Source organism: Cellulomonas sp. H30R-01 (assembly GCF_010119915.1).
Classification (GTDB): domain Bacteria; phylum Actinomycetota; class Actinomycetes; order Actinomycetales; family Cellulomonadaceae; genus Cellulomonas; species Cellulomonas algicola.
This window is the reverse complement of the sequence record NZ_CP048210.1, coordinates 3,030,097-3,042,388: the sequence shown is the minus strand read 5'-3', so window position 1 is coordinate 3,042,388 and position 12,292 is coordinate 3,030,097. Positions and strand designations below refer to the sequence as shown.

Below are 12,292 nucleotides of genomic sequence, written 5' to 3'. Positions count from 1 at the left end.
GTGCGCGCGGGAAGGACGGGCGGACCCGCGCGGCGTCAGACGGCGACGGGCGGCGGGGCGGTGCTCTCGCGCACGACGAGCTCGGTGGCGAGGTCGATGCGCTGGTTGGTGGGCGTCTCGCCGCGGGCCAGGGCGAGCACGAGGCGGGTCGCGGTCGCGGCCATCTCGTGCAGCGGCTGGTGGACGGTCGTGAGCGCCGGGCCGAGCCACTCGGTGACGGGCAGGTCGTCGAACCCGACGATCGACACGTCCTCGGGAACGCGCAGGCCGAGCTCGCGCGCAGCGCGCATGACGCCGAGCGCCTGGAAGTCGGACCCGGCGAAGATCGCGGTGGGGCGGTCGGGACGGGACAGCAGCTCGAGCCCGTGCCGGTAGCCGCCGTTGACGAAGAAGTCCCCGTAGCGGATGAGCGCCGGGTCGGTCGCGATGCCGGCCTCGTCGAGCGCGGACCGGTAGCCGTCGATGCGTGCGCGGGAGCAGAGCACGTCGACGGGTCCGGAGATGACGGCGACGCGGCGGTGGCCGAGCCCGAGCAGGTGACGCGTCGCGGCGAGGCCGCCGGCCCAGTTGGCGGAGCCGACGACGGGGACGCCGGGCGGCTGCTCGCCCGCGGTGTCGACGACGACGAACGGGATGGACCGGGTCTCGAGCTGGCGCCGCTGCGCGGGGTCGAGGTCGGACAGCACGAGGATGACGCCGCGCGGGCGGCGTGCGAGTACGTCGTCGAGCCACTCCTGCCGCGGGCGGTGCGCGCCGCCGAGCTCGGACAGCACGACGCCGACGCGTGCGGGTCCGGCGACCTCCTCGACGCCCTTGATGATCTGGGTGGCCCACGCGGAGTCGAGCTCGTGGAAGACGAGGTCGATGAGGCCGGGACCGGTCGAGGTGCGGCCGCGCCGGCGCCGGTACTGGTACCGGTCGATGACCTCCTCGACGCGGGCGCGCGTCACGGCGGCGACGTCGGTGCGGCCGTTGAGGACCTTCGAGACGGTCGGGACCGAGACACCGGCCTCGGCGGCGATGAGCGCGATGGTGGCCGTGCCTCCCGCGGTGGAGGCGGGACCGTCGGCGCCCTCGGCCGCCCCTGCGGCATCCGTGCTGGTCATCCTCGCAACCTTCCCGCGAACCGCAAGTATCGCGTCCGAACGTAGCACCGCGAACGGCACATTCCGACGCCGTCCGTCACGCCGGACGGGTGAAGCGCGACGGTCCTGGCAAGTTTTGGCAAACGATTGACAGCCGTTGTCGGGAGTGTCTAGTTTCCGAGGCGTCGACCTTTCGCCAACGGTGGCGATAGTTGCGAATGCTCACGACGACGTGGGCGCGGGAGGGAACCGACCCGATGACGGACGCAGCACAGGCCCCCTGGCGGGACACGACGCGCAGCCCTGGCGAGCGCGCCGCCGCCCTCGTGGCGGCGATGACGGTCGACGAGAAGGTGTCGCAGCTCGTCGGGCTCTGGGTCGGGGCCGACGCGTCGGGCGGGGGCGTCGCGCCGCACCAGGCCGACATGACGGGGGACCTCTCCTGGGACCAGGTCATCGCCGACGGACTCGGGCAGCTCACCCGACCGTTCGGCTCCGCGCCGGTCGACCCCGTCGCCGGTGCCCGCAGCCTCGCGGCCTCGCAGGAGCAGGTCGTCGCCGCCAACCAGTTCGGCATCCCGGCGCTCGTGCACGAGGAGTGCCTCACGGGATTCGCGGCCTGGCAGGCGACCGCGTACCCGGCGCCGCTGTCGTGGGGCGCGACGTTCGACCCCGCGCTCGTCGAGGCGATGGCTGCGCGGATCGGCGCGAGCATGCGGGCCGCGGGCGTGCACCAGGGTCTCGCGCCCGTCCTCGACGTCACGCGCGACTACCGCTGGGGGCGCACGGAGGAGACGATCGGCGAGGACCCGTACCTCGTGGGCACGGTCGGCACGGCCTACGTGCGCGGGCTGGAGCAGTCCGGCGTCGTCGCGACGCTCAAGCACTTCGCCGGGTACTCGGCCAGCCGCGCCGGCCGCAACCTCGCCCCCGTCTCGATCGGGCGGCGCGAGCTGGCCGACGTGATCCTGCCGCCGTTCGAGATGGCGGTCCGCGACGGCGGCGCCCGGTCGGTCATGCACTCGTACGCCGAGCTCGACGGCGTCCCGTCCGCGGCGGACGCGTGGCTGCTCACGACGCTCCTGCGGGACACGTGGGGCTTCGACGGCACGCTCGTCGCCGACTACTACGGCGTCCGGTTCCTGCACACGCTGCACGGGATCGCCGCCGACGACGGCCATGCCGCGGCTCTCGCCCTGAGTGCGGGCGTCGACGTCGAGCTGCCGAGCGTGCACTGCTACGGCCGCCCGCTGCGCGAGGCCCTGGCCCGCGGCGACGTCGACGAGGTGCTCGTCGACCGTGCGCTGCGCCGCGTGCTGCGGCAGAAGGTCGAGCTCGGGCTGCTCGACGACGGCTGGCAGCCGCTGCCGGCGGACGTCGACTCCCTGACGTTCGACGACGCCGAGAGCCAGGACGTGGCGCTGCGCCTGGCCCGTGAGGCGGTCGTCCTGCTCACCAACCCGCGCGCGGCCCTCCCGCTGCGCACCGGGCAGCGCGTCGCCGTCGTCGGACCGCTCGCCGACGACCCGTACGCGATGCTCGGCTGCTACTCGTTCCCCGCGCACGTCGGCGTGCACCACCCCGACCACGCGATCGGCCTCGACATCCCCACGGTCCTCGACGGCCTGCGGACCGCGGGCGTCACGACGACGACCGCGCGCGGCTGCGACGTCACCGACCCGGACCGCAGCGGGTTCGCCGAGGCGGTCGCGCAGGCGGAGGCCGCCGACGTCGTGGTCGCGGTGGTCGGCGACCGCGCCGGGCTCTTCGGCCGCGGCACGTCGGGGGAGGGGTGCGACGCGACCGACCTGCACCTCCCGGGTGTCCAGGCCGACCTCGTCCGCGCGCTGCTCGACACCGGTACGCCGGTCGTCCTGGTCCTGCTCACCGGCCGCCCGTACGCGCTCGGCGACCTCGCCACCCGCGCCGCCGCCGTCGTGCAGGCGTTCTTCCCCGGGCAGCGCGGCGGGCAGGCGCTCGCGGAGGTCCTGACCGGCGCGACGAACCCGTCGGGCCGTCTGCCCGTGAGCCTCCCCGCCGACGCGTCGGGCCAGCCGGGCACGTACCTGTCGCCGCCGCTGGGCCGCCGCACGCAGGTCTCGAACATCGACCCGACCCACGCGTTCCCGTTCGGTCACGGCCTGTCGTACACGTCGTTCGACTGGGACGCCCGCCTCGCGACGGGCGATGCCTGGCCGGTCGACGGCGAGGCCGTCGTCGAGGTCGACGTGACGAACACGGGCGAGGTGGCCGGCGCCGACGTCGTGCAGCTCTACCTGCACGACCCGGTCGCCCAGGTGACCCGGCCCGTCGTGCGCCTCGTCGGCTACGCCCGCGTCGACCTCGCACCCGGCGAGCGGGCCCGCGTGACGTTCACCGTCCCGGCCGACGTCACCGCGTTCACCGGGGCCGACGGGCGACGGGTCGTCGAGCCGGGCGACGTCGAGCTGCGGGTCTCGCGCTCGAGCGCCGACCACCACGCCACCCTGACCGCGCGCCTCGACGGCCCGCTGCGGACCGTCGACCACACCCGCCGCCTCGTCACCGAGGTGGCCGTGCGCACCGGCGCCGACGCACCGGAGGTGGTGACCGCATGAGCAGCGTCCAGGAGCCCGTGGTCGCGGGCGTCGCGACGACCCCCGGGGCGCCGCCGCCCCTCGGCGTCGCCGACAACGCCCCGCCCCCCGCGGGCAGCCCCGCACCCCGGAAGCCGCGTCGCCCTCGCCGCGCGCAGACGTTCACGACCCCGGGTGGCACCGTCGTCCGGCCCAGCCGCACCACCTGGCGGCAGGCGCTGAAGCGGGACTGGCGGCTGTACACGTTCCTCGTCCTGCCGCTCGTCTTCCTGCTGGTGTTCCGGTACCTGCCGATCCTCGGCAACGTCGTCGCGTTCCGGCGCTTCCGGCCCGGGTCGAGCATCTTCGGCGACGAGTGGGTCGGCCTCTACTACGTCCGGATGTTCGTCAACGACCAGCAGTTCTGGCACGCGTTCACCAACACGGTCGTGCTGGGTCTGCTCACGCTGGTGATCGTCTTCCCGCTGCCGATCCTGCTGGCGCTCATGCTCAACGAGGTCCGCTCGCGGCACTTCAAGCGGTCGGTGCAGACGATCTCGTACCTGCCGCACTTCATGTCGGTCGTCATCGTCGCGGGCGTGGTGTTCCAGCTCACCGCGGTGAACGGGACGATCAACCAGATCATCACCGCGCTGGGCGGGGACACGATCACCTTCATGCAGGAGGCGTCCTGGTTCCGGACGATCTACCTGAGCTCGGAGGTCTGGCAGACCGTCGGGTGGGGCACGATCCTCTACCTCGCGGCGCTCACGACGATCGACGACCAGCTCTACGAGGCGGCCCGGATCGACGGCGCCAACCGCTGGCAGCAGACCTGGCACATCACGCTGCCGGGCATCCGCCCGACGATGATCGTGCTGCTCATCCTCAACGTCGGCACGTTCATGGCGGTCGGCTTCGAGAAGATCCTGCTGCTGCAGAACCCCCTCATCTACTCGACGGCCGACGTCATCTCGACGTACCTGTACCGCGTCGGCATCGTCTCGAACAGCGTCTCCTACGCCACCGCGATCGGCCTGTTCGAGGCGATCATCGGCGTGACGCTCGTCCTGTCCGCCAACGCGATCTCGCGCAAGACCGTAGGGGCGAGCCTGTGGTGACCACCGACCTGTCGAAGCCGGGGGCGGGCGTGCGCACCAAGCCCCGCGTCATCAAGGACTCCCGCGCGTACCGGTCGTTCCGGTTCGTCAACGCGGCGCTGCTGATCGTCGTCTGCGCGCTGGTCCTGTACCCGTTCGTCAACATCGTCGCGCAGGCGTTCTCGTCCGAGGGCTACATCAACTCGGGCCAGGTGAACCTGGTGCCGCGCGGGTTCAACCTCACGACGTTCGGCGTCGTCATGGGCGACGACATGTTCTGGCGCAACTACCGGAACACGGTCGTCTACACGGTGGTCGCCACGACGATCGCGATGGCGCTCACGACGACCTACGCGTACGCGTTGTCGCGGCGGAACCTCAAGGGCCGCAAGTTCTTCATCGGCGTGGCCGTCGCGACCATGTTCTTCAACGGCGGGCTCATCCCGAACTACGTGCTCATCAGCGAGCTCGGGATGCGCAACACGATCTGGGCGATCGTGCTCCCGAACGCGATCAGCGTGTTCAACCTGCTGGTGATGAAGTCGTTCTTCGAGAACTTCCCCAGCGAGCTCGAGGAAGCGGCCGCGATCGACGGCATGACGACGTACGGGATCTTCTTCCGCGTCGTCCTCCCGCTGTCCAAGGCGGTCGTCGCGACGATGCTGCTGTTCTACGCGGTGTCGTTCTGGAACGCCTGGTTCGCGGCCTTCCTCTACATCGACGACCCGAAGCTCTACCCGGTGACGATGTACCTGCGGAACCTGCTCGCGGGCGTGACGTCGGGGACGTCGATCCAGGGCGGCTCGACGGACAGCCTCACGCAGATCGCGGCGAACGTGCAGTCCGTGACGATGCTCCTCACCGTGCTGCCGATCATCTGCCTCTACCCCTTCATCCAGAGGTACTTCGTGTCGGGCGTGATGCTCGGCGCGGTCAAGCAGTGACGCCTCCTGGCTGACGCACCGCATTTCCCCATCCCCTCCCGTGCAGGACGACGGAGTTCCACGAAAAGGAGAATCATGAGGTCAGCACGAAAGCGCGCAGGGGCCGCGGCGTCGGTCGCGGTCCTCGCCCTCGCCCTGACGGCGGCGTGCTCGTCCGGCGACGGTGCGACGGCCGAGGAGACCGGCGGCGACGTCGGCATCCCGGAGGCGAACCGCGTCGGCGCCATGGAGGACTTCGCGGCCGGCACGGAGTTCGTCGCCACCGAGCCCGTCGAGTTCGGGCTGCTCTACCGCGACCACCCGAACTACCCGCTCGACGAGGACTGGCTGTTCTTCTCGGAGATGAAGGACAAGCACAAGGTCACGTTCGACATCACGAGCGCGCCGCTGTCCGACTGGGACCAGAAGAAGTCGCTCATCATCTCCTCGGGCGACGCCCCCGAGTTCATCCCGGTGACGTACAAGGGCCAGGAGACGCAGTTCGTGTCGGGCGGCGCGATCCTGCCGTTGTCGGACTACGTGGAGTACATGCCGAACTTCCAGCAGAAGATCGAGGAGTGGGGGATGCAGGACTACCTCGACTCGCTCGAGCAGGCCGACGGCAAGTACTACATGCTCCCCGGGCTGTACGAGTCGCCGCAGCCGCAGTACTCGATCGCGGTCCGCAAGGACCTGTGGGACGCGGCGGGCCTCACCGAGGACCCCGAGACCTGGGACGACTTCCGCGACGCCCTCGAGAAGCTCAAGGCGGCGAACCCGGGCGTGTGGCCGATGTCGGACCGCTGGTCGACGACGAACAACAGCCCGCTGGGCGCGACGCTCAACATCGCCGCGCCGAACTTCGACACGATCGCCGGCTGGGGCTTCGGACAGGGTCTGTGGTTCGACGAGGACGAGGAGAAGTTCGTCTACGCGCCGACGACCGACGGCTACAAGGAGCTCGTCGAGTACTTCGCGAGCCTGGTCGAGGACGGCCTGCTCGACCCCGAGTCGCTGACGCAGGACGACGACACCGCGATCCAGAAGTTCGGCTCGGGCCAGTCGCTCGCGATCTCCGGCAACACGCAGGAGGTCACGACGTACCGCAAGACGTTCACCGACGCGGGCAACACGTCCGCCGAGGTCAAGCTCATCCGCGTCCCCGCCGGCCCGGCCGGTGACAACGTCGCCTCGGGCTCGCGCATCGCGTCCGGCTTCATGCTGTCGTCGGCCGCGAAGGACTCCCCGCACTTCCTCGCGCTGCTGCAGTGGATCGACTGGCTGTACTACTCGGACGAGGGCATCGAGTTCTCGCAGTGGGGCGTCGAGGGCACGACGTACACGAAGGACGGCGACACCCGCACGCTGGCCGCGGACGTCGACTGGAACGGCCTCAACCCGGCCGGCACCAAGAAGCTCAACGCCGACTTCGGGTTCAGCAACGGTGCGTTCATGTTCGCGAACGGCTCGACCGACGAGCTGATCGGCTCGATGCAGACCGACACGACGCGCGAGTTCATCGCGTCGATGGCGGACAAGGAGGAGCTGCCGCTCGCGCCGACCGCGCCCCTCGACGAGATGCAGCAGGAGCAGGTCACGCTCTGGCAGTCCGCCCTCAACGACTCGGTGCTGCAGAACACGGCCGCGTTCATCCTGGGCAGCCGCCCGATGTCCGAGTGGGACGCGTGGATGACCGAGCTCAAGGGCCTCAACGTCGACCAGTACGTCGACACCTACAACCAGGCGCTGGCCGCGAAGGGCTGACGCACCTCGCCGCCCGGTCGGTCCCGCGTCCCAGCGCGCGGGCCGGCCGGGCGGTGTCGCACCTGTTCCACCCCGTTCCCCGGGAGACGTGTCGATCGTGAGCACCCAGGTCCGCTACGGCGGCGACTACAACCCCGAGCAGTGGCCGAAGGACGTGTGGGAGGACGACCACCGCGCGTTCGACGAGGCCGGCATCACGACCGTCACGGTCGGCGTGTTCGCGTGGGCGCACCTGCAGCCCGCGGAGGACCGGTACGACTTCTCGACGCTCGACGCGATCGTGGACCGCGCGGCGCAGGCCGGGCGGGAGGTCGTGCTCGCGACGCCGTCGGGCGCGATGCCGCCGTGGCTCGCACGCGCCTACCCGGACGCCTGCCGGGTCGACTTCGAGGGCCGGCGGCACGTGTACGGGCAGCGGCACAACCACTGCCCGTCGTCGCCGGACTTCCGCCGGCTGTCGGTGGAGCTCGCGTCGCAGCTCGCGCAGCGGTACGCGGGCCACCCCGCGGTCGTCGCGTGGCACGTCGGCAACGAGTACGGCGGCGCGTGCTACTGCGACCTGTGCGCGGCGGGGTTCCGCGACTGGCTGCGCACGCGGTACGGGACGCTCGACCGGCTCAACGACGCGTGGAACGCGACGTTCTGGTCGCACACCTACACCGACTGGGACGAGATCCAGCCGCCGACGATGCTGTCCGAGCACTGGCGCGGGCCGCACCACACGGCGTTCCAGGGCACGACGCTCGACTACCGCCGCTTCATGTCGGACGCCCTGCTGGGCGGGTTCGTCGCGGAGAAGGCCGCGATCCGCGCGCACGACGCGACGACGCCCGTCACGACGAACTTCATGGGCCTGTACCAGCCGGTCGACTACCACCGCTGGGCGCCGCACCTCGACCTCGTGACGTGGGACAACTACCCACCCGCGGACACCCCGCTGCGCACGGCCGCCCGCATGGCCGCGACGCACGCCGCGATGCGCGGGGTCGGCGGCGGTGCGCCGATCTGGGTCATGGAGCAGACGCCGTCGATCACCGCGTCGCGCGACGTCAACCCCGTGAAGCGGCCCGGCGTGCTCGCGCTGTGGACGTGGCAGTCGGTCGCGCACGGCGCCGACGCGACGCTGTTCTTCCAGCTCCGCCAGTCGAGGGGCGCGTGCGAGAAGTACCACGGCGCGGTGATCGACCACTCCGGGCGCACGGACACGCGCGTGTTCCGCGAGGCGTCGGCCCTGGGCGCGTCGCTGCGCACCCTGGGTGGCGGCGTGCTCGGTGCGCGCACGCCCGCGCGCGTCGCGCTGCTGCTCGACTGGGACTCGTGGTGGGCGGTCGAGATGACCGACGGCTACAACCGGCACGTCTCCTACGTCCAGACGCTGCTCCAGTACCACCGAGCCCTGTGGGCGGCGAACGCCGCCGTCGACGTCGTGCCCGTGACCGCGGACCTGGCGGCGTACGACGTCGTCGTCGCGCCGCTGCTGCACCTGCTCAAGGGCGACGTCGTCGAGCGGCTCACCGCGTTCGTGCACCGCGGCGGGTCGCTCGTCACGACGTTCTACGGCGGCCGCGTCGACGAGGACACCAACGCGTTCCTCGGCGAGCCGCCGCTCGACGGCCTGCTCGGCGTCCGCGTCGAGGAGACCGACTCCGCCGCGCCCGACGTCGCGAACCCCGTCACGCTGCGCCTCGGCGGTCCCGGCACCGACGGCGCGATCGACTGGAACGGCTCCACGACCCACCCGGCGACGCTCGTCTTCGAGCTCCTCGTCCCGCACGACGGCACCGAGGTCGTCGGCACGTACGGCGCCGACTTCTACGCGGGCACGCCCGCGGTCACGCGTGCCGCGCGCGGCGAGGGCGCCGCCTGGCACGTCGGGACCGGCCTCGACGACGACGGCGTCGCGCGCGTCCTGCGGCACGTGCTCGACCAGCACGGGCTCATGGGCCCGCACGCCGACGAGCCCGCGCTCGAGGTCGTCGACCGCGCCCAGCCCGACGGCACCCGGTACCGCTTCGTGCTGCACCATGGGAGCACGCCGCTCACGGTGACGTCCGAGGTCGAGGGCAGGGACGCCCTCACCGGTCGCGTCGTGCGCCGCGGCGACACCCTGACCCTCGCGCCCGCCGACGTGCTCGTCCTCCAGGAGACCCCGTGACCCGTGTCGTCGTCCCGGCCACCCCGCTCGGACCGCTGCCCGAGGCGTGGCGGCACTGCGTCGGCACCGGCCGGCTCAACCTCGCGCTGCGCGCCGACTACCGCGAGTCCCTGGCGATGGTGCAGCGTGACATCGGGTTCCGGCACATCCGCGGGCACGGGCTGCTGTCGGACGACATGGGGGTGCTGCGCCCCTGGTCGGTCGGCGACCGGTCCGGGCTCCGGCACTCGTTCACCTACGTCGACCAGGTCCACGACGCGTTCCTCGCGCTCGGCATCAAGCCCTTCGTCGAGCTCGGGTTCATGCCGTCGGCGCTCGCGTCGGGGGACGACACCGTCTTCTGGTGGAAGGGCAACATCACGCCGCCGTCGTCGTGGTCCGGGTGGACCGACCTGGTGACGACGCTCGTGCGCCACCTCGTCGACCGCTACGGCATCGACGAGGTGCGGCAGTGGCCGATCGAGGTGTGGAACGAGCCGAACCTCGTGCAGTTCTGGAAGGACGCCGACCAGGACGCGTACCTGCGGCTCTACGAGGTCACGGCCCGCGCGATCAAGGACGTCGACGCGTCGCTCCAGGTCGGCGGGCCCGCGATCTCGCCCGGGGCCGACGAGTGGTGGCAGCCCTTCGCCGACTTCGTGACCGGCCGCGACGTGCCGTGCGACTTCCTCAGCGTGCACGCGTACGCGTCCGGCCCCGCGCAGCACGTCCCGTTCGGCAGCTACCAGACGCTCAAGCCGCCGCAGGACCTGCTCGACCAGTTCGCGACCCCGCGCCGCCTGCTCGCCGGGAACCCGCTCGCGGACCTGCCCGTGCACGTCACGGAGTTCAACACCTCGTACTGCCCGGACAACCCGATCCACGACACCGCGTACAACGCGGCCTACCTCGCGCCCGTCATGGTGGGGGGCGGTGACCACGTCGACTCGTTCTCCTACTGGACGTTCAGCGACGTCTTCGAGGAGGCGTGGATCCCCACCTCGTTCTTCCACGGCGGGTTCGGGCTGCTCACGCACCGCCAGGTCCCCAAGCCCACCTACCACCTGTTCGCGTTCCTGGCCCGGATGGGTCGGCACGTGCTCGCGCGCGGCGACGACCACCTGGTGTGCGTCGACGACGGCGGGCGCGTCACCGTGCTCGCCTGGCAACCGGTCGGCGGCACCGACGGAGCGCCCGCCGACGAGCGGCACGAGCTGCGGCTCTCGGTGCCGGTCGGGGGCGTCGCGGGGGCAGCGGACGACGGGGACGGCCCGGCGACCGCCTTCGTCGTGCGCGAGCGCGTCAACGAGAACGAGGGCAACGCGTTCGCCGCGTGGCGCGAGCTCGGCCGCCCGTTCTCCCCGACGGAGCGGCAGGTCGACGTGCTGCGCGACCTCGCCCGCCCGTCGTCGGCGCACGCGGCCTACCCGGTCGTCGCCGGTCGGGTCTCGCTCGACCTGTCCCTCGCGCGCCACGAGGTGACGTTCGTCGAGGTCACGCCGGTCGTCGAGACGTTCCACGAGGGCCTCGACGACCGCCGGCTGCTCGGTGTCGACGACGACCGGCTGGTCGCCGACCCGCCGGGGACGGGCCGTGCGGTCGCGCTCCTCAGCGGAGCGCGCGCGCACGTCGACGTGGGCGACCCGGCGCTGCCGACACCGCGTACGCCCGACGACGGCCCGGCCGGGTGAGCGCCGTGGGCGCGGACGCCGAGCGGTTCTCCGAGGTCGGCCGCGGACCGTTCTCCCGCGGGTCCGCCGCGGTCTACTGGGCGGTCGTCGTCGAGGGCCTGCTCGTCCTCACGTCGCTGCCGACCCTCCTGGCGTTCGTGCTGCTCGACCGCAGCCCTGGCAACGCGCCGCTGTTCGCGCTCGCCGCCGTGCCGCTCGGCCCGTCGCTCGCCGCCGCGGTCTTCGCGTGGCGCGACTGGCTCACGACACCGCCCGGCGACCGCGACCTGTCACCGGCGCGGCACTACTGGCGCGGGTACCGGCTGAACTGGCGCGACGTGCTGCGGTGGTGGGTGCCGACGCTCGCCGTCCTGACCGTGCTCGCGGTCAACGTCGCGGGCGCGGGCGCGCTGGGCGGCTCGGGCGGGGCGTTCGCGACCATCTCGCTCGTGATCGCCGTCGCGGTCGTCGTGTGGGCGGGCAACGCGATCGTCCTGTCGTCGCTGTTCGCGTTCCGCACGCGCGACGTCGCCCGGCTCTCCGCGCACTACCTCGCCGCGAAGCCCGTCAGCGGCCTCGGGGTGCTCGCGCTCGTCGTCGTCGCCGTCGGCATCGCGCTGCTCGCCACCGACTGGCTCCTCGTCCTGCTCGCGTCCCCGCTGGTCGCTCTCCTGGTCCGCAACGCCACCCCGGTGATCACCGACGCGACCACGCGCTTCACCACCTGACTGAAGACGCAGGGCTGCCGGTGAGCGGTACTCGGTGCTACACCTGGCTCCATGACGACGATCGGCGTGGGGGAGCTCAGGCGGGACGCGTCTGTCGTGCTGCGTCGCGTCGCCCAGGGCGAGCGTGTCGTCGTCACCCCGCACGGCCGTCCCGTGGCGGACCTCGTCCCGCACACCGAGGTGCGTCCGACCTGGCGCCCGGTCGCCGACCTCGCCGCTCTGTTCCCCGCCGTGGGCGATCCTGACGTCGTCGCTGACCTCGCAATGGTCGACTCCGCGGTGGATGACCCGTTCGAGCGGGACGTCGCGCGAGAGGGCTGAAGCCCACAACGA

The 12,292-nt window shown here is 71.9% G+C and carries 9 protein-coding genes; 8 read left to right on the top strand and 1 reads right to left on the bottom strand.

Annotated elements, in window-relative coordinates:
* Nucleotides 1–35: 35 nt before the first annotated feature.
* Nucleotides 36–1,106: a LacI family DNA-binding transcriptional regulator gene (locus GXP71_RS13640; RefSeq protein ID WP_162353083.1), complete on the bottom strand. Its 1,071-nt coding sequence runs from the start codon at nt 1,104–1,106 to the stop codon at nt 36–38.
* 236 nt (nt 1,107–1,342) lie between these two features.
* On the opposite strand from GXP71_RS13640, the gene GXP71_RS13635 reads away from it, so the two are divergent.
* From GXP71_RS13635 to GXP71_RS13600, 8 genes are all read left to right on the top strand, one after another.
* A complete protein-coding gene (locus GXP71_RS13635) occupies nt 1,343–3,682 on the top strand; it encodes a glycoside hydrolase family 3 N-terminal domain-containing protein (RefSeq protein ID WP_162353082.1) in 2,340 nt (779 codons plus the stop codon).
* Nucleotides 3,679–4,761, top strand: coding sequence for a sugar ABC transporter permease (locus GXP71_RS13630; protein ID WP_162353081.1), 1,083 nt, complete (start codon nt 3,679–3,681; stop codon nt 4,759–4,761). Before GXP71_RS13635 ends, GXP71_RS13630 begins: the two co-directional genes overlap by 4 nt.
* Nucleotides 4,755–5,684: a carbohydrate ABC transporter permease gene (locus GXP71_RS13625; protein WP_162353080.1), complete on the top strand. Its 930-nt coding sequence runs from the start codon at nt 4,755–4,757 to the stop codon at nt 5,682–5,684. Before GXP71_RS13630 ends, GXP71_RS13625 begins: the two co-directional genes overlap by 7 nt.
* 75 nt (nt 5,685–5,759) lie before the next feature.
* The gene (locus GXP71_RS13620) at nt 5,760–7,427 is read left to right on the top strand and encodes an extracellular solute-binding protein (RefSeq protein ID WP_162353079.1); all 1,668 of its coding nucleotides are present in this window, start codon (nt 5,760–5,762) and stop codon (nt 7,425–7,427) included.
* A gap of 97 nt (nt 7,428–7,524) precedes the next feature.
* The gene (locus GXP71_RS13615) at nt 7,525–9,582 is read left to right on the top strand and encodes a beta-galactosidase (protein ID WP_370520943.1); all 2,058 of its coding nucleotides are present in this window, start codon (nt 7,525–7,527) and stop codon (nt 9,580–9,582) included.
* The gene (locus GXP71_RS13610; protein ID WP_162353077.1) at nt 9,579–11,252 is read left to right on the top strand and encodes a xylan 1,4-beta-xylosidase; all 1,674 of its coding nucleotides are present in this window, start codon (nt 9,579–9,581) and stop codon (nt 11,250–11,252) included. The genes GXP71_RS13615 and GXP71_RS13610 overlap by 4 nt, the downstream gene beginning before the upstream one ends.
* Before the next feature lie 5 nt (nt 11,253–11,257).
* Nucleotides 11,258–11,959, top strand: a complete 702-nt coding sequence (locus GXP71_RS13605) for a DUF624 domain-containing protein (RefSeq protein WP_162353076.1) — start codon at nt 11,258–11,260, stop codon at nt 11,957–11,959.
* A 51-nt stretch (nt 11,960–12,010) separates the two neighbouring features.
* Nucleotides 12,011–12,280: a type II toxin-antitoxin system Phd/YefM family antitoxin gene (locus tag GXP71_RS13600; protein WP_162353075.1), complete on the top strand. Its 270-nt coding sequence runs from the start codon at nt 12,011–12,013 to the stop codon at nt 12,278–12,280.
* Nucleotides 12,281–12,292 lie beyond the last annotated feature (12 nt).